Source organism: Phycicoccus sp. HDW14, assembly GCF_011383005.1.
GTDB lineage: Bacteria > Actinomycetota > Actinomycetes > Actinomycetales > Dermatophilaceae > Phycicoccus.
Genome location: NZ_CP049935.1, coordinates 3,043,094 through 3,060,180, shown reverse-complemented (window position 1 = coordinate 3,060,180; position 17,087 = coordinate 3,043,094). Strand labels below are relative to the sequence as shown.

Sequence of the window (17,087 nt, the reverse complement as noted above, 5' to 3'; positions counted from 1 at the left end):
CGACCCCGGCACCCGCAGCCACACCGTCGACCATCCGCTCGCACAAGGGAGTGCCCAGATGTCCGTGAGAGAGCTCGACGCGGTGGAGGCGAAGGTCGCCACCGAACCGAGGCGGGTGAACAAGAAGGAGCTGTGGTCCGCACGCGGCCTGCTGCTCCCGGCGGTCATCTTCCTCATCCTGCTGACGCAGGTGCCGTTCGTGGTGACGATCGTCTACTCGTCCCTGAAGTGGAACCTGCTCTACCCCAACGACCGTGGGTTCACCGGGTTCGACAACTACAAGTCGGCGCTCACCTCGGGGGACCTCTGGCCCTCGATCGTGGCCACCGTGCTCATCACGGCCTTCTCGGTCATCCTCTCGGTGCTCATCGGGATGCTCTTCGCGATCCTCCTCGACCGTGACTTCCGGGGCCGGGCCATCGCCCGCACGCTGATGATCACGCCGTTCCTCGTGATGCCGGCCGCGGCCTCGCTCATCTGGAAGTACTCGATGTTCGACACGAACATCGGCATCCTCAACTGGCTCTCGCGGGCGCTGCACCTGCCGGTGGTCTCGTGGTCGACCGAGCACCCGATGCTCAGCGTCGTCATCGTGCTGACCTGGCAGTTCACCCCCTTCATGATGCTCATCCTGCTGGCCGGTCTGCAGGGCCAGGACAAGGGCATCCTCGAGGCCGCGCAGGTCGACGGCGCCGGCACCTGGCGCACCTTCACGTGGATCACGCTGCCGCACCTGCGGATGTACATCGAGATCGGTGTGCTCCTCGGGGCGGTCATCATCCTCCAGGTCTTCGACCCGATCGCCATCCTCACCAAGGGCACCGGCGGCACCAAGACCCTCGCCTACCTGCTGTACGAGCGCGCGTTCATCGGCCTCGACGTCGGGCAGGCCGCGGCCTACGGCGTCGTCACGGTGATCCTCACGATCATCGTCGCCACCGTCGCGCTGCGCACGCTCTTCAAGGTCTTCATGGCAGGAGGAAGCCGATGAACCGCTCGGTCAAGGGGTCGCTCGTCACCCTGCTCACGTGGGTCCTCGTGCTCGCGTTCTTCTTCCCCGTCTTCTGGATGATCCTCAACGGGTTCAAGCCGGAGTCGGTCGCCTCCTCGGTGCACCCGAAGCTCTTCTTCAGCCCGTCCACCGAGGGCTACCAGCTCGCGATGGACCGGGGGATGAAGGGCTACCTGCTGAACTCGCTCACCGCCTCGGTGACCGCGACGATCATCGCCGTGGTGCTGGCCATCCCGGCCGCGTACGCCCTGTCGATCCGGCGGGTCAAGAACGTCGAGAACGCGCTGTCGTTCTTCATCTCGACGCGGTTCATGCCGCTCGCGGCGGTCGTGCTGCCGCTGTTCATGATCCTCAAGACCCTCGGCCTGCTCGACAACATCTACATGCTCGCCGTCGTCTACGGCGCGGTGAACCTGCCGGTGGCCGTGTGGATGATGCGCTCGTTCTTCCTCGAGGTGCCCTTCGAGATCATCGAGGCCTGCCGGGTCGACGGCGCCGGGCTCGGTCGGGAGATCTTCCGGGTCGCCCTGCCCCTCGTGCTGCCCGGGGTGGCCTCCGCCGCGCTCATCACGTTCATCTTCAGCTGGAACGAGTACTTCCTCGCGACGCTGCTCACCTCCTCCGCCGCCCGCACGACCCCGCCCTTCCTCGGGTCGTTCGTCGACGGTCGCGGGCAGTTCCTCGCGGTCCTCTCGGCCGCCGCCACCATCGCGGCGCTGCCGGTCATCATCGCGGGCTGGGTCGCCCAGAAGCAGCTCGTCCGCGGCCTCTCGATGGGAGCCATCAAGTGACCCGAGCGGTCCTCGTCCCCGGCGGGGCGGCCTGATGCCCGCCGCGTCCCGGGACCTCACCGACACCGTCGTCGTCGTCACCGGTGCCGGAGGTGGCATCGGTGGCGCCACGGTGGGCCTGGCCCTCGAGGCGGGCGCCCGGGTGGTCGCCGGCGACCTGCGCGCCGACGGGCTCGACCGGCTCGTCGACGAGTGGGGGCCCGACCGGCTCGTCACCGTCCTCGGCGACGTCCGCGACGAGGCCACCGCCACCGCGCTCGTCGCGGCCGGGGTCGAGGCCTTCGGGCGGGTCGACTCGGTCGTGGCCAACGCGGCGGTCGGCTTCTACGGCGGCATCCTCGACTACACCTCCGAGCAGGTCGAGCTGATGGTCGACGTCACCGTCAAGGGCACCGTGTGGCTCGCGCGAGCAGCGGTGCGGCAGTTCCGGGCCCAGGGCGACGGCGGCGACGTCGTCATCATCGGGTCGGTCGCCGGGCTGATGATCGGCGGCGGCAAGGAGGCCGTGTACTCGGCCACCAAGGGCGCCCAGATCAACCTCGGGTACGCACTCGACCGCGAGCTGCGGTCGGAGGGCATCCGCACCACCGTCATCGCACCGGCCGGCGTGAACACCGCGTTCGCCGCGGCCGACGGGCGCTTCGGCGAGGGCGACCCGTCGACGGGTCCGTTCATGGAGCCCACCGACATCGCCGGGCGGTGGTGCACACCCTCCAGCAGCCGCGGCGGATGCGCACCGAGCTGTGGACGATGTGGAGCCTGTCCGAGAACCACTAGACCGCCGTCGGGCCTCCCTGCCGGCCCGACGGTCCACCGCACGGAGCCCCCGGGTGAGACTGGGCCCCCGGGGGCTTCGTCAGGTCCCGGCGCACCTGTCGAGCGACGAGAACATGCCGCGTGCACTCGGGGTCCCGCGGCATGTTCTCGTCGGTCGACCGGGTGCGGAGCAGGCCGGCGGAGGGACCCCCTCCGCCTCCGGAACGAGCGAAGTCCCCCGGGGGCGCAAGCTTCCCCGGGGGACTTCTCTCGTGCGGAGGCGGAGGGATTTGAACCCTCGATGGGCTTGAGACCCAAACCGCATTAGCAGTGCGGCGCCATAGACCGGACTAGGCGACGCCTCCAACGCCTGCACAGGGTATCCGGCGCCGCACCGCCGGGCAAAAGCAGGTCACGGCCCGGGATCGCCCGATCGCCGGTGCCTGGTGGGCGCGTGGTGCCACACTCCCGGTGGGCGCCCGGACGAGACGCCGGAGCGAGGGGACCATGAGCGCCGACCCGTACCAGCACGTCCCGGCCGGTGCGATGGCCTTCCCGCCGCCGGCCCCGGCCCGCTCCGACTCCACGCGTGTCATCGCGATCATCGCCCTGGTCCTGTCGGCCCTCGCCCTCGTCGTGCCGCTGGGGATGTTCGTCGGGCCGATGCTCCTCTTCGGTGCGTTCGCGGGTGGGGACTCCTTCGACATGGGGTCACCGACGGACGCGGGCAGCTCGGGGAGCGGTTTCGGCGGGCAGGTCCGGGTGCGGGACGGGTTCGTCGCCGGCGCCGCCCTCCAGCAGGTCGTGCGCGCCACGGCGCTCGACGGTGAGCGGGTCTCCTGCCCGGACACCCGCGGCGTCCGTGAGGGCACCACCGTCCTCTGCACCGCCGGCGAGGACGACGAGACCTATGTCGTCGTGCGGTTCGAGGACGCCGCAGGTGACGTCCGGGTGGACTGGTTCACCCCGGACGACGCCGTCCTCGAGGATCCCCTGAGGGACGAACACCCACCAGCGCATCGCGACGTACTTGACGGCCGTCGCGGCGACGGTCGTCACCGCGACGACCCCCGTCTCCAGCCAGGTCGGTGACCCCGGCGCCAGGGCCCCGAGCAGGGCCAGCCCGCCCGAGGTCATCCCGAGGGTCAGCGCGAACACGAGCAGCCCCTGCACCTGGTGGCGGACGGCGCCCTCGCGGCCGGTGATGCCGAAGGTCCACCGCCGGTTCGCCCAGGTGTTGGCCACCGCCGCGACGAGCAGCGCCACCGAGTTCGCGACCTGGGGGGACCCGAGGGCCTGCCGCAGGAGGACGAACCCGCCGAGGTGGACCACGGTGGACGCGATCCCGACGGCACCGAAGGCGACCAGCTCGCGGACCAGGGCGCCCCGGGTCCGGGTGGCGGTGGCGGCACCGGTCACGGCAGGCCGCGCGAGGCTCGTCACTGCCCGGACCCGGTCGGCTGGGTGAGGTCGTAGTACGTCGAGCCGCCGAGGGTCACGGCGGTGAAGTGCTCCGTCACCCACGTGTTGATCTCGTCCGCGGCGTTCGACCCGCCCTGCTGCCCGCGGAACCCGCCCCCGGCGGCGAACCAGTGGATGCGGCCGTCGGCCACGTACGTCTGGAACTGCGCGAGGGTGGGGGAGGGGTCGGAACCGTTGAAGCCACCGATGGCCATCACCGGGAAGCCCGTACCCAGCTGGAGCGCGGCCGCGTTCTGCGACCCGACGGCCGCCGCGACCCAGGTGAAGGAGCCGGCGTCGGAGGTCAGGGCCGCGACGACCTCGGCGGACGGGGTGGAGGCGTCGAGCAGGCCGCCCATCCCACCCCGGGCCGCCGAGCCGCCACCGGTGGTGGTGCCGCCCTGCGTGGTGCCGCCCTGCGTGGTGCCGCCCTGAGCGGTGCCGCCCTGCGTCGTGCCACCGAACGGCGTGGTCCCGCCGTTGGGGTTGGTCGCCGTCGTCCCACCCGGGGCGGTGCTACCGGGCGCGGTCCCACCGGGGCCGCCGCCGGGCATCCCACCGCCCATCCCCCGGGTCGGCCGCCGGGGCCGCCGGTGGACGGACCGGCCGACACGATGGAGCCGCTGTGACCGGTCGAGAGCGTGGTCGCGGCGTAGGCGGCCGGACCGGCGAGCCCGGCGACGACGGCCATCCCGACGACGGCCCCGAGGGCCCGCCGGTGCAGCCGGCCGACGACGAGGAAGAGCACGGTGGCCGCGAGACCCAGGGTCAGGACACCGAAGCGCAGCCAGCCGCCGTACGCCGTCGTGCGCGAGAGGAGGACGAACCCCCAGACCGAGCCCGCCGCCGTCCCCGCGGCGAGGGTGAGCGCACCGAGCGCCTCGTGCCGGCGCTGCCACGCCTCGCCGGCACCCATCCCGACGAGGGCGGCGATCGGCGGCGCGAGGGCGACGGTGTAGTACTCGTGGAAGATGCCCTGCATCAGCGAGAAGACGAGCGCGGTCGTCACGAGCCACAGGCCCATCACGACGTAGGCGGCCCGACGGCGGTCGGTACGGGGGGCTCGCCCGCGCAGGAGCAGGCCGCCGACGAGGAACACGAGCGCGGCCGGGATGAGCCACGAGATCTGGCCGCCCACCGAGGAGTCGAACATCCGGGTCAGGCCCGTGCCGCTGCTGAAGCCGCCGGCGCCGCCGCCTCCCCCGCCGCCGACCCTGCCGACCTCGGAGCCGTCGAGGCGACCGAAGCCGTTGTAGCCGAAGGTCAGCTCGAGGAACGAGTTGGTCTGGCTGCCACCGATGTACGGGCGCATCGAGGCCGGCACGAGCTCGACGACCGCGACCCACCACCCCGCCGACACGAGGAACGCGGCGACCGAGACGAGCCCACCGACGAGGCGCCGCCGCAGCGGGGTGTCGGCGAAGAGCACCCACGCGACGGCTATGGCCGGGACGACGAGCAGCACCTGGAGGGTCTTGGTGAGGAAGCCGACGCCGGTGAACACGCCGGCCAGGGCGATCCAGCGGTACGAGCCCGCCTCGAGGGCGCGCAGCGTCGCCCAGACCGCGAGGGCCATGAGGAGGGTCAGGAGGGCGTCCGGGTTGTTGAAGCGGAACATCAGGACCGCGACCGGCGTCAGGGCCATCGCCAGGCCCGCGAGCAGGGCCGCGCCGTGGCCGAACCAGCGGCGCACCGAGGCGTGCACGACCGCGACGGTGCCGACACCCATCAGCACCTGGGGCAGGAGCATCGCGAACGACGAGAGGCCGAGCAGCCGCACCGACAGGGCCATCACCCAGAGCGAGGCCGGCGGCTTGTCGACCGTGATGGCGTTGCCGCCGTCGAGGCTGCCGAAGAGGAACGCCTTCCACGACGTGCTGCCGGCCTGGACCGCGGCCGAGTAGAAGCTGTTCGCCCAGCCGCTGGCCGTGAGGTTCCACAGGTAGGCCCCGGCCGTGACGACGAGGAGGGCGACCAGGGCCGGCCTCGCCCAGGCGGGGTCGTCCTCGGGACCGCGCACGAGCCGGGTCAGCCGCTGCCGGCCGCGCCCCGGGGTGCTGGGCCCGGTCGCGCCGGGCGAGGTGTCCGGCCCGTGCTCGGGCGCCTGGTCGGGTGTGGTCGTCGACAGGGTGGCGGTGTCCATGGCTCCACGCTCGGGCGGCCGGCTGTGGGGCACCTGTGGCCGTCCTGTCGCGGCGGTCTGACTCCCGGCGACGGCGGGCGTCCGGGGCGGCGGCAGGGAAGGGTGCGAGGATTGCCCGGTGGTCGCCGTCGTCCGTCCCGCGCGCCCCGACGAGCTCGTCGCCGTCGGTGAGCTGACCCTCGCCGCCTACGCCGCCGACAACGGGATGCCGCGCAAGCATCCCTATGCCGCAGTGCTGCTCGACGCCGGTGCCCGGGCCCGGGACGCGGTCCTCCTCGTCGCCGACGACGGTGGAGAGCTGCTCGGGACGGTCACGTTCGTCCGGCCCGGCACCCCCTTCGCCGAGGTCGGGGGACCGGGCGAGGCCGAGGTCCGCACACTCGCCGTCGCCCCGGCGGCGCGCGGGCAGGGGGTCGGGCGGCTGCTCAGCGACGAGTGCGTGCGGCTGGCCCGGGCCGAGGGGTGCTCGGCCGTCGTCCTCTCGAGCGGTTCGTGGATGGCCGCGGCCCACCGCCTCTACGAGCGGATGGGCTTCGTGCGCACCCCGGCGCTCGACTGGAAGCCACGCCCCGACGTCGACCTCATCACCTACCGCCTCCCGCTCTGACCCCCGGTCCCGCCCGACTGATTGCCCAGAACCCACCTCGAGGACGCCCGAAAGCCCCCTCCGAGGTGGGTTCTGGGCAATCAGTCGGCAGGGGAGCGGCGGTCGGTGGGGGTCAGGTGGCGGGGAGGAGCACCGAGAACGTCGTGGCACCGGGCCGCGAGTCGACCTCGACCCGCCCGCCGTGCGCCTGCCCGACGGCCGCGACGATCGAGAGCCCGAGGCCGGTCGAGCCCTTCTCCCGGCTGCGCGAGTCGTCGCCGCGCGTGAAGCGCTCGAAGACCTTGGCCTGCAGCGCATCCGGGATGCCGGGGCCGTTGTCGGACACCGAGATCCGCACCATCCGGCCCTCGGGCCGTAGGCGCGTGACGACCTTCGTCCCGGACGGTGTGTGCGTCCGGGCGTTGGCGAGCAGGTTGGCCAGGATCTGGTGCAGCCGGGCCCCGTCGCCGGTGACCTCGACGGGCTCCTCGGGCAGGTCGAGCTCCCAGGCGTGGTCGGGCGAGGCGGCGTGGGCGTCGCTGACGGCGTTCATCGCCAGGAGCGTGAGGTCGACCGGCTCGCGCTCGAGCGGTCGCCCGGAGTCGAGCCGGGCGAGCAGCAGCAGGTCCTCGACGAGCTCCTGCATCCGCAGCGCCTCGGACTCGACCCGTCCGATGGCGTGGGTCACCGTGCCGGGCACGGGCTCGCTCTCGCGCCGGGTCAGCTCGGCGTAGCCGCGGATGGACGCGAGCGGTGTGCGCAGCTCGTGCGAGGCATCGGCGACGAACTGCCGCACCCGCATCTCGCTCTCCTGGCGCGAGCGCAGCGCCGACTCGACGTCGTCGAGCATCGTGTTGAGCGCGAGCCCGACCTGGCCGACCTCGGTGCGCCCGTCGGCGTCGGCCTCGGGCACGCGGACGGCGAGGGCGACGTCGCCGGAGGCGAGCTGGAGGTTCGAGACCTGCCGGGCCGTCGCGGCCACGCGGTCGAGGGGGGCGAGGCTGCGGCGGACGACGACCGCACCGCCGGCGCCGACGAGGAGCAGACCGACGACGGTGCCACCGAGCACGAGGACCAGCAGCTTGGACATCAGCCGGTCGACGGGTGCCGTGGACACCCCGACGATGAACGTCCCTCCGCCGGAGAGGTTCCGGGCCGTGACGAGGTACTCGCCCAGACCGTCGCCGAGGTCCACGCGGACGGCCTGGCTGCCCTCGACCTCCTGCGTCAGCTCCCTGATCTGCGCGGCGCTGAGCTCGCCGTCGCCGCCGGGCAGGCTCACCATGTTCAGGGTGTCGCCGCGGGGGTCGGTGGCGACCGCGCCGGACGCCGTCAGGCCGAGGATCAGGACGTCGTCCGAGCCGGGAGCCCCGGGAGGACCGCCGGAGCGGGGGGCCCGTCCGTCCCGTCATCGTCGAACACCCCGCCGCGGTCGCCGGCCCGACCGAGGGCGTTCTGCAGGTCCTGGGTCAGCTGGGAGTCGAGGTAGCGCCGCGTCTCGAGCACGGTCAGGGCGCTGGTCGCGAGCGTCACGACGGTGAAGAGGGCCAGCACGGCCGCGAGCAGCTTCGTGCGCAGCGTCCACCCCGACGGTCGGCGGGCCACCGCCGGCAGGTGGGGGCGAGGGGTCATCGGGTCACTCGGCCGGCTTGAGGACGTACCCGACGCCACGCATCGTGTGGATCATCGGGGTGCGGCCGGCATCGATCTTCTTGCGGAGGTAGGAGATGTAGAGCTCGACGACGTTGGCCTGGCCCCCGAAGTCGTAGTTCCAGACGCGGTCGAGGATCTGGGCCTTCGACAGCACCCGCCGGGGGTTGCGCATCAAATAGCGGAGCAGCTCGAACTCCGTTGCGGTCAGCTGGATCTCGCTGCCGCCGCGGGTCACCTCGTGGCTGTCCTCGTCCATCGTCAGGTCGCCGACGACGAGCATCGAGTCGCTCTCGTCGGCCGCCACGGCGGTGCGGCGCATCAGGGCGCGCAACCGGGCGACGACCTCCTCGAGGCTGAACGGCTTGGTCACGTAGTCGTCGCCGCCGGCGGTGAGGCCGGCGACGCGGTCCTCGACGGCGTCCTTCGCCGTGAGGAACAGGACCGGCACGTTGGGGTCGTCCGCGCGCATCCGCCGCAGCACCTCCATGCCGTCGAAGTCGGGAAGCATCATGTCGAGCACGACGGCGTCGGGGCCGAAGTCCTTGGCCGCGCGCACGGCCTGCATGCCGGAGGCGGCACTGCGCACCTCCCAGCCCTCGTACCGCAGCGCCATCGACAGGAGCTCGGTGAGGTTCGGCTCGTCGTCGACGACGAGGACCCGCACCGGGCTGCCGTCGAGTCGGGCGAGGGCAGGGGCGGGAGCGTTCTGCTGGCGGGTCGGCATGCGTCGAGTCTGTGTGCTCGGGCTGGGTCGACCCGATGCGTCGCCTGTGCGCTTCCTGTGTGCCACGCCCTCAGGCTGCCAGCGTCGTGCTGGCTCCGCCACAGGTGCGCCACAGGAGGCGCTGCCACCGTGCCGGGACCGACCACCGACCGGAGAGTGACCGATGACCGAGCGTGACCAGGGCCAGCAGCGCCCCACCCCCGACCAGGCGCCGGACTGGGCCACCGAGCCGGTTCCCGCCGTCCCCCGACCGCGACCCAGCCGCCGGTCCTCGCCTCCACGCCGGCTGCCGGCCCCGACGCCTTCTCGTGGCGACGGCCGTGGGCCGGCTGGGGCACCCCGTCCCGGTGGTCCGGGAGGCGCACCGTCGTGGCGCTCGTCGCCGCCCTCGGCATCGGGGCCCTCGGTGCCGCCGGCGCCACGGCGGCCATCGCCCAGACCGACGGCGGGGGTCGTGGGGACGTCGGGCGGGGTGGGCACGGCCAGTTCCAGGGTGGTCCGGGCAGGGTGCCCGGAGGTCAGGGCCAGCTGCCCGGGGGTGGCCAGGGTCAGCTGCCGGGCGGTGGCCAGGGTCAGCTGCCGGGCGGTGGCCAGGGTCAGCTGCCCGGTGGCGGCCGCAGCGGGTTCCCCGACCATGACGGCGACGGCGACCACGGTCCGGGTGACCGGGACGGCGACGGGCCGCGCGGCGGGCAGGGCACCGGCGGCACCGGGTCGACCGACCCGTCCGACGCGAACGGCACCGGCACGACCTGACACGCGACGCGAGCGGCCCCGCGGTGCGAGAGCCCCGCGGGCCTTCCGGGCCGGCGGCGAGGGACCGCCGGCCCGTCGTCGTCAGGCCTGCTCGACGTGCTCCTTCAGGACCGCGAGCTCGTCGGCCAGGCGAGCGGGGAGCCGGTCGCCGATCGTGGCGAACCAGTCCTCGATGAGCGGCAGCTCGGCCTTCCAGTCCTCGACGTCGACGCGCAGGGCCTTGGCGACCTGCTCGGGCGTCATGTCCAGGCCCGTGGTGTCGAGGGCGCCCGGCGCCGGCACGAGGCCGACCGGGGTCTCGACGGCCTCGGCGGTCCCGTCGAGCCGCTCGACGACCCACTTGAGGACGCGGGCGTTGTCGCCGAAGCCCGGCCACAGCCAGGAGCCGTCCTCGTCGTCCTTGCGGAACCAGTTGACCTGGAAGATCTTCGGCAGCTTGGCGGGGTCGGCCTTCACGCCGATGTCGAGCCAGTGCTGCATGTAGTCACCGGCGTGGTAGCCGATGAAGGGCAGCATCGCCATCGGGTCGCGGCGGACGACGCCGACGGCACCGGTCGCGGCGGCCGTGGTCTCGGACGACAGGGTCGCGCCGACGAACACGCCGTGGGCCCAGTCGCGCGACTCGTAGACCAGGGGCACGGTCGTCTTCCGGCGGCCGCCGAAGAGGATCGCGTCGATCGGCACGCCGTCCGGGTTGTCGTACTCGGCGGCGATCATCGGCGTCTGCTTGGCCGGGGTCGTGAAGCGGCTGTTCGGGTGGCTGCTCGGAACACCGGACTCGGGCGTCCAGTCGTTGCCCTTCCAGTCGGTGAGGTGCGACGGCGGGGCAGCCGTCAGGCCCTCCCACCACACGTCGCCGTCGTCGGTCAGGGCGACGTTGGTGAAGATCGAGTTGCCCTTCTCGATGGTCCGCACGGCCTGCGGGTTGGTGTGCATCCCGGTGCCGGGGGCGACGCCGAAGAGGCCGAACTCGGGGTTGACCGCGTACAGCCGGCCGTCGGGTCCGAAGCGCATCCAGGCGATGTCGTCGCCGACCATCTCGGCGCTCCAGCCCTCGAGGGCCGGCTCGATCATCGCGAGGTTGGTCTTGCCGCACTGGCTCGGGAAGGCGCCTGCCACGTAGTGCACCGAGCCCGACGGGGAGGTGAGCTTGAGGATGAGCATGTGCTCGGCCATCCAGCCCTCGTCGCGAGCCATGGCCGAGGCGATGCGCAGCGCGTAGCACTTCTTGCCGAGCAGGGCGTTGCCGCCGTAGCCGGAGCCGTAGGACCAGATCTCGCGGGTCTCGGGGAAGTGGGCGATGTACTTGGTGTCGCTGCACGGCCACGGGACGTCCGGGCGGCCGTCGACCAGCGGGTCGCCGACCGAGTGCAGACCCTTGACGAACGGGGCGGTCAGCTCCTCCATCTTTGCGAGCACCGGGGCGCCGATGCGGGCCATGATGCGCATGTTCGTCACGACGTAGGCCGAGTCGGTGATCTCGACGCCGAACATCGGGACGGTCGCGTCGAGGTGGCCCATGACGAACGGGATGACGTACATCGTCCGGCCGCGCATCGAGCCGCGGTAGAGCTCGGTCATCGTCGCCTTGAGGGTGGCGGGGTCGACCCAGTTGTTCGTCGGGCCGGCGTCCTCCTCGCGCTCGGAGGCGATGAAGGTGCGGTCCTCGACGCGGGCGACGTCGGTGGGGTCGGACTGGCAGAGGAAGGAGTTGGGCTTCTTCGCCGGGTCGAGCCGCACGAAGGTGCCGTTCTCGACGAGCTGCGTCGTGAGGCGGTCCCACTCCTGCTGGGAGCCGTCGCACCACACCACCTCGTCGGGCTGGGTGAGGGCGGCGACCTCGTCGACCCAGGACTGCAGGTCGGCGTGGGTCGTGCGCGGTGTCGTCGTCGCGATGGTGGTCATCAGGTGGTTCCTTCCGCCGGGTGCCGGTGTGGTCGGCCTCGGGCGACGGGCGTTCGGCGGAACCTCGGCCGCCCACCGCGGGGAGCCTCACCCCTCACGGTAGAACCGCCCGAGCGCGGCGTCACGCGCTTGTGAATGGGTTCACAAGAGGTTGCGAAAGGGCGTGTTGACGGGATGACAACGGGCTCGGCCGGGCCGATTTCTCGGGGCGGGCGGGGCTCCGGTAGTCTGCTCAGTCGTTGCGCTCAGCGCGCGACGAGCGCCCGTAGCTCAACGGATAGAGCATCTGACTACGGATCAGAAGGTTAGGGGTTCGAATCCCTTCGGGCGCGCACTGTGTTGAGACAGTAGTCGCAGGCCACGGCCTGTGTCCGAAGAGCGGGGCCCCTCCACGAGGGGCCCCGCTCTTCGTTGTGGTGGCAACAGGGTGGCAACCAGCACGTGGTCATCGGAATGCCCCCGTGTTCTGTGGTTGGTTGGCCGTCCTCCTCCGCCGACGTCCAGGTGAGGGCGCCACGGACGTGGCTACCCGGAAACAGGAGGACGGCATGGCGGGCAAGCGCGGCAACGGGGAGAACTCGATCTACCAGTCCGGTGGCCGGTGGCACGTCCAGGGCTTCGTGGCTGGGCGACGGCGACGGGTGTCTCGTAAGAAGCGAGCAGACGCGCTCGTCGCGTGGCAGTCCCTGGTCGCTGAGAGCCAGAGCCAGGGGGAGCTGCGCAAGGACGGGCCGGAGCTCGCCACGGTCGGTGACGCCCTGGAGCACTGGTTCAGCCTCCGCGCCCGCAACTGGCGCCCCACGACGAGCACTGGCTACCGGCATGCGATCTCGGCGCACATCGCTCCGCTGCTGGGGCACCACCCGGTCAACCGGCTGACCGTCGAGCACGTCGAGTCGTGGCAGGAGGGGATGCTCGCCCGAGGCCTGTCGCCCTCCACGACCCGGCAGGCACGGATCGTCCTGCGGCAGTGCATGGACATGATGGTGCGCTACGGCAACGTCGCGTCGAACCCTGTGCTGGTTGCGGCGCCGTTGCCCCGGAATGCCAAGAAGGCAAGTCCTCTCACGATGGACGAAGCGGCTCGGGTGCTCGCCGCAGCGCGCTCCGACAGCGAGCGCGCACGGTGGCTGATCGCCCTCACGCTGGGTCTGCGATGCGGGGAGGTCCTCGGGCTCCGCTGGTGCGACATCCTCTTCGCCGAGGAGAGTCCGCGCATCGTCCTGAGCGAGGCCCTCCAGTACCGGCCCGGGCAGGGACTGCAGCGAGTGCCGGTCAAGAGCGCGAACTCGCGCCGCACCGTGCTGCTGAACCGAGAGCACGTCGAGGTCCTCAAGCGAGTCCGCGAGGAGCACGTCAAGCGCCAGCTCATGGAGGCCGTTGAGTACAACCCGGAGGGCTACGTCTTCGTCACGAGTCGGGGGACCCCGTTCGACCCCAACAACGACGCCAAGCGCTGGGAGAGCCTTCTCGAGCGTGCCGGCGTGCGGAAGGTCCGGCGCCACGATGCTCGTCACTCCGCAGCGACCTTGCTGCTCGAGGGCGGAGCCCCGATGGCGCAGGTCCAGAAGCTCCTCGGCCACTCGAGCATCACGACGACGGTCGACGTCTACGGCCACGTCAAGGCCGCGGATGCTGCGGAGTACACGGCCGCCGTCACGTCCAGGCTCTTCGCCCCGGGGTCCTGAGAGGCCGGTCTGCGGGTCAGCTGGATCTGCGAAGGCTGGCGAGATAGGTGGCTAGGTCCTCGGAGTGGACCCGACGCATGGAACCGACCTTCACGGACTTCAGCTGGCCCGACTGCAGCAGGTCGTACACCTTGGTGCGGCCGCAGCCGAGGATGTCGGCGACTTCGGGGATCCGGTGCAGGCGCTCTGTCATGTCCGGTTGTCGTCCGCCGAGGTTCGGATCAAACCCTGGGCGCCTGCGCGCATCCGTGCCCGACGAGGCCTGCGCATGTCGTTGGCGCGTTGGATGATGAGCGACCGGGACTACACGCTCGACGAGGACACCGCTGCACGCCCGCGCAGTCCGGGTGCGGCCGGGTCAACCACCCGTGCCGACCCCGCCGCCGGATACCCCCGTGAAGAGGGAGAGAGCGAGGACGATCAGCACGGCGATGGCGCCGAGGGTGTAGGCCACGGGCTTGTCACGCCGGAACACGATGGCCGTGACCACCGTGAACACCAGCGCGAGCCAGAGGTTGGCCACCGTGAGCAGGGCGGCGACAGGGACCACCCACCAACGGCGGATGGCCCAGGGTGTGGTGCGGTTCTCGACATGTGCAGCCATGAGTCAACCTCTCTGAGGGGTCATCCGACGTTGTGACGGGCCGGGCTCGTGCCGCGCCTCTGAGCGCCGGTGCGCGGGGCGGCCACACGGAGCGAGGCCCGCACCGCCGACGGCCGCGTGGCGCGCTGTCCTCGTCGCTGCCATGTGGGGACGTCCTTGCTCCATAGGTGGGACGGGTATCGCCCGTTGTCGGAGGATGGCAGTCCTTGCCTTGAGGCGCGACTGCAGGGCCCGGCAACGCACGTTAGAGAGCCGAGCAGCCGGTAGCTGGGGCTAATGAACGTTGTTGCGTGGATTCCCGATCCACCGGCCGGTGCCTCGTCGAGCCCATCCGCTGGCCAGGTGGCGACAACCGACGACGGAAGGATCGGATGGCCGACCAACCGAGCGCAGCGTCGTGGAAGGCGAGGCGTGCCGCTAGTGGGCCAGGCAGCGGTCCGCGAGGAAGACCTGCTCGGCATTGCTCCAGGGTCGACGCGTAGGGAAGGAGTGAGCGGTGCTTCTGCCCTGCTGGACAGCGGCGCTGCGCAGTGATGCCGCTGAGGCAGCGACAGATTTGCTCGGGGACGGAGGCAGCCACCGCACCTGAAATCCTGACAACGATCGTTGTCAGGACCCGTCGCGGAAGTGGCGAATCCGTGGCCGGGCGACCTAGTCGATGAGTTCGAGGATGGCCTCCACGCGGGCACGGCGCTCAGCCGTCAAGGGGGCAGAGCTCGGACAGCGGCCTCAACCCACGCTTCGACGTCGGGGCACTGCTCGACGAGCCGGGCGTAGCGCGCGGCGTGACCGTCGGCGGGCGCGCTGACCTTGTTCTCGGCTGCAGACATCAGCCGCCCTCCTCATGAGGCGTGTCTCCGCGGCGAGCACGAAGCTGCTTCTGCCGTTGCGCGCTTGCGTGGGCTGTCAGGGCACGTCGCATGAGGTCCTCCATCCGTCGAACCTCCTCTGGGGTGCGTCGCGGCGCTCTGGCCACCGTCTCGCGAAGCCACGCTTCGACCTTGGGGTCACGAGTGTCCGGTCCACGACGTATGCGCTGGGTCGACTCGGGCTGCGTGTTCGTATCGCAACGATCAGTCATCTGCAGGCGCCCCGATCTTGGTAATGCCGATGGTTCGCTTCATGGCTGTCCTGAGCCTCGTCGTCGACGACTTCCTGCCGCGGCTCGCATGCTCCGCAGGTCGGAGGGCTCTGGGACCTTGCGGCCTTGGTCGGCCGGGACCACGGTGCTGGCGAGGAACGCCTCGATCTGGGCGAGCGTGAACCGGAGCTGTCGATCGATGCGATGGTGCTCGAGCCGGCCCGAGGCCGCGAGATTCCAGACCTTGCGCCGCTTGAGGCCAAGCATCTCTGCCGCCTCCTCGGCGGAGTAGAGCTTTGGTGTGCGCTCCATCCTCTGACCTCCTCCGCGAATGATACTTATAGTCTGTCGACTTATAAGCATCACACGCTGACGATCGTCGGGTGCCCGTTGACCGCTCCCGTGAGACGCGCCTCCGCGCGTTCGGAGCACGGGTGCGGAGCGCACGTCTGGAGCGCGGCGTGTCGCAGGAGGTGCTGGCGCATGAGAGCGGACTGCACAGGACCTACGTCGGCGGCGTGGAGCGCGGCGAGCGGAACATCTCGCTGGCGAGCCTCTGGGCCATCGCAGACGCCCTGGGCGTCGACGCTGCGGACCTGATCCCCAAGGGCTGAACGTCGGCCCTTCCTCCCGGGGGCGTGGTGGCCAGCAGCGGACTCTGCTGTCTCCGAGTGTCGCCGGCTGTGGGACCGGTAGCCCCCATGACTAATCGGTGTGACAACGTGCGTTAGCAGAACTTCCAGTTCGATTGTCCCAGTTTGGGATTGCGCCTCGCGCGCGCGTCCTGCTAGAACTCTCATTACACTTAGGAGAGAGCATGAGGTGCGCGCTCATCCACGCAAGGGAGGCCGTGGACGAAGTCCAAAGGCCGACCCCTCAACCGTCTCCTTCAGAACTCTTTTAGAGCACTAACGCGCGCGCGAGGTCGCGCGGCCCCTTCTCTGCTGGTCCTGCGGAACAAGAATGCTGCGCTCGCGGTCCGTCAGCTCACACGATCGCTTCGATCCGAGGCGTTCCGTCTGACAACGAACGTTACGAACCCGGTTAGTGCTCTTCGAGTCCCGAGGGGGCGTAGGAGGGCTCCGTACCGACGCAAGGGCTGCCTGACAGTGCTTGGCTGGCGGCTGGCGGCTGGCGGTGGCGCATGGACGAGAGCGGCCTGCAGGTGCGGGTGCTGGCGACAAGCAAGGATCGCTCGGAGTCCAGACCCACGCCCTCGCAGCGAGGGCCAGGTCGATGCGCTTCATGGTGAGTGGAACCATCGCCCCGCTGGTTGAGGATGCGGTCGGGCGCCCGCCGTCCGCAATCTGTTGGCGCTGTGGAGGTCGCGGGACTAGATGCCCCCCGGGTTACCGGCAGCGATCGCAACCCCAATCCGGACCGCCATATCGGGAGGTCGCCTCACACGATGAGCCCGTGAGGACGCATTTCCGGCCTGCTAACGAGCGTTACCGGGCCGGGTTCTGCTCTCGACTTCGAACCAGCTCTCTCCGAGCCGAAGCGGGTCACGAGTACCGGGCTGCACCGGGGCGGTGCGTCAAGCTCTGGGCAACCCTGCGAAACGCCCCCGAGGAGGGCGTGCTGGGCTGCGGCGAGGGCGAAGGGTTGACCTGTTCTTCCGTACGGACGTGAGCGACGTGGGCGACTTGTACGTCGGCTTCAACGGTGGGCACTCCTTGCACCTCCCGGACCCCGCTGCCGTCGAGCGCGCGACTAGCGTGTTCATCCCCGAGGCGGAGATCGTTCAGGTCGATGCGCACGACTGGCGCACGAACGAGTCCTAGAAGGACGCCTGGCTCGTCCCCCGGCAAGGCGATGCCAAGCACCAGTCCGCGCTGGCCGAGAGTGAGGGCCGGTTTGTGTCCGCCGAGTCCGACACCGCCTTCGGGTTCAACGGCTGGATGGAAGGTGCGCTCGAGGCCGGAAG

17 protein-coding genes, 2 tRNA genes and 1 pseudogene are annotated in these 17,087 nt (G+C 71.0%); 8 read left to right on the top strand and 12 right to left on the bottom strand.

Translation table 11 applies throughout. The features are described 5' to 3' along the window. Positions 1–58 precede the first annotated feature (58 nt). The 3 genes and pseudogenes from G7075_RS15070 to G7075_RS15060 all read left to right on the top strand — a co-directional run. A complete protein-coding gene (locus G7075_RS15070; RefSeq protein WP_166123040.1) occupies positions 59–991 on the top strand; it encodes a carbohydrate ABC transporter permease in 933 nt (310 codons plus the stop codon). Beyond that, entirely contained in the window at positions 988–1,803 is an 816-nt protein-coding gene (locus G7075_RS15065; protein ID WP_166123038.1) for a carbohydrate ABC transporter permease, read from the top strand. Before G7075_RS15070 ends, G7075_RS15065 begins: the two co-directional genes overlap by 4 nt. A 34-nt stretch (positions 1,804–1,837) precedes the next feature. Then, positions 1,838–2,383, top strand: a pseudogene (locus tag G7075_RS15060) (SDR family oxidoreductase); the annotation flags it as partial. A 451-nt stretch (positions 2,384–2,834) separates the two neighbouring features. On the opposite strand, the gene G7075_RS15055 reads toward G7075_RS15060, so the two are convergent. The 4 genes from G7075_RS15055 to G7075_RS15045 form a co-directional block, all read right to left on the bottom strand. After that, positions 2,835–2,924 (bottom strand) — tRNA-Ser (locus G7075_RS15055). A gap of 346 nt (positions 2,925–3,270) precedes the next feature. After that, positions 3,271–3,978: a GtrA family protein gene (locus G7075_RS15050; RefSeq protein WP_166123036.1), complete on the bottom strand. Its 708-nt coding sequence runs from the start codon at positions 3,976–3,978 to the stop codon at positions 3,271–3,273. 20 nt (positions 3,979–3,998) lie between these two features. Then, positions 3,999–4,379 (bottom strand): hypothetical protein, encoded by a 381-nt coding sequence (locus G7075_RS22290; protein ID WP_305849789.1) that lies wholly within the window; start codon positions 4,377–4,379, stop codon positions 3,999–4,001. Next, complete coding sequence (locus G7075_RS15045) at positions 4,325–6,163, bottom strand: glycosyltransferase family 39 protein (RefSeq protein ID WP_305849788.1); 1,839 nt, start codon at positions 6,161–6,163, stop codon at positions 4,325–4,327. Before G7075_RS15045 ends, G7075_RS22290 begins: the two co-directional genes overlap by 55 nt. 118 nt (positions 6,164–6,281) lie before the next feature. On the opposite strand from G7075_RS15045, the gene G7075_RS15040 reads away from it, so the two are divergent. Then, positions 6,282–6,770, top strand: coding sequence for a GNAT family N-acetyltransferase (locus G7075_RS15040; RefSeq protein WP_240917648.1), 489 nt, complete (start codon positions 6,282–6,284; stop codon positions 6,768–6,770). Between the two features lie 112 nt (positions 6,771–6,882). Here G7075_RS15040 and G7075_RS15035 read toward each other — a convergent pair whose 3' ends face one another. From G7075_RS15035 to G7075_RS15025, 3 genes are read right to left on the bottom strand one after another with little or no spacing between them, the layout of a single operon-like run. Further along, positions 6,883–8,034, bottom strand: coding sequence for a HAMP domain-containing sensor histidine kinase (locus tag G7075_RS15035; protein WP_166123033.1), 1,152 nt, complete (start codon positions 8,032–8,034; stop codon positions 6,883–6,885). A 59-nt stretch (positions 8,035–8,093) separates the two neighbouring features. Then, positions 8,094–8,381 (bottom strand): hypothetical protein, encoded by a 288-nt coding sequence (locus G7075_RS15030; protein WP_166123031.1) that lies wholly within the window; start codon positions 8,379–8,381, stop codon positions 8,094–8,096. A gap of 4 nt (positions 8,382–8,385) precedes the next feature. Next, the gene (locus G7075_RS15025) at positions 8,386–9,126 is read right to left on the bottom strand and encodes a response regulator transcription factor (protein ID WP_166123029.1); all 741 of its coding nucleotides are present in this window, start codon (positions 9,124–9,126) and stop codon (positions 8,386–8,388) included. A gap of 369 nt (positions 9,127–9,495) precedes the next feature. Between G7075_RS15025 and G7075_RS15020 the strand changes: the two genes are divergently transcribed. Further along, positions 9,496–9,882 carry a hypothetical protein gene (locus G7075_RS15020; RefSeq protein ID WP_166117789.1) on the top strand — a complete coding sequence of 129 codons (387 nt, stop codon included), beginning with the start codon at positions 9,496–9,498 and terminating at the stop codon, positions 9,880–9,882. 81 nt (positions 9,883–9,963) lie between these two features. On the opposite strand, the gene G7075_RS15015 is transcribed toward G7075_RS15020, so the two are convergent. Further along, positions 9,964–11,787: a phosphoenolpyruvate carboxykinase (GTP) gene (locus G7075_RS15015; protein WP_166123027.1), complete on the bottom strand. Its 1,824-nt coding sequence runs from the start codon at positions 11,785–11,787 to the stop codon at positions 9,964–9,966. 259 nt (positions 11,788–12,046) lie between these two features. Here G7075_RS15015 and G7075_RS15010 point away from each other — a divergent pair. Beyond that, positions 12,047–12,119, top strand: a tRNA-Arg gene (locus G7075_RS15010). A gap of 216 nt (positions 12,120–12,335) precedes the next feature. Next, complete coding sequence (locus G7075_RS15005) at positions 12,336–13,475, top strand: site-specific integrase (protein ID WP_166123025.1); 1,140 nt, start codon at positions 12,336–12,338, stop codon at positions 13,473–13,475. A gap of 16 nt (positions 13,476–13,491) precedes the next feature. Here the strand turns inward: G7075_RS15005 and G7075_RS15000 are convergent, their stop codons facing one another. The 4 genes from G7075_RS15000 to G7075_RS14990 form a co-directional block, all read right to left on the bottom strand. Further along, positions 13,492–13,668: a helix-turn-helix domain-containing protein gene (locus tag G7075_RS15000; protein ID WP_166123023.1), complete on the bottom strand. Its 177-nt coding sequence runs from the start codon at positions 13,666–13,668 to the stop codon at positions 13,492–13,494. 165 nt (positions 13,669–13,833) lie between these two features. Beyond that, positions 13,834–14,079 carry a hypothetical protein gene (locus G7075_RS14995; protein ID WP_166123021.1) on the bottom strand — a complete coding sequence of 82 codons (246 nt, stop codon included), beginning with the start codon at positions 14,077–14,079 and terminating at the stop codon, positions 13,834–13,836. A 701-nt stretch (positions 14,080–14,780) separates the two neighbouring features. Next, positions 14,781–14,909 carry a hypothetical protein gene (locus G7075_RS22095; RefSeq protein WP_256378035.1) on the bottom strand — a complete coding sequence of 43 codons (129 nt, stop codon included), beginning with the start codon at positions 14,907–14,909 and terminating at the stop codon, positions 14,781–14,783. 290 nt (positions 14,910–15,199) lie between these two features. Then, positions 15,200–15,472 (bottom strand): helix-turn-helix domain-containing protein, encoded by a 273-nt coding sequence (locus G7075_RS14990; protein WP_166123019.1) that lies wholly within the window; start codon positions 15,470–15,472, stop codon positions 15,200–15,202. A 71-nt stretch (positions 15,473–15,543) separates the two neighbouring features. Here G7075_RS14990 and G7075_RS14985 point away from each other — a divergent pair, with 71 nt between their 5' ends. After that, on the top strand, positions 15,544–15,774 hold the full coding sequence (locus tag G7075_RS14985) for a helix-turn-helix domain-containing protein (RefSeq protein WP_166123017.1): 231 nt from the start codon (positions 15,544–15,546) through the stop codon (positions 15,772–15,774). Positions 15,775–17,087: the final 1,313 nt, after the last annotated feature.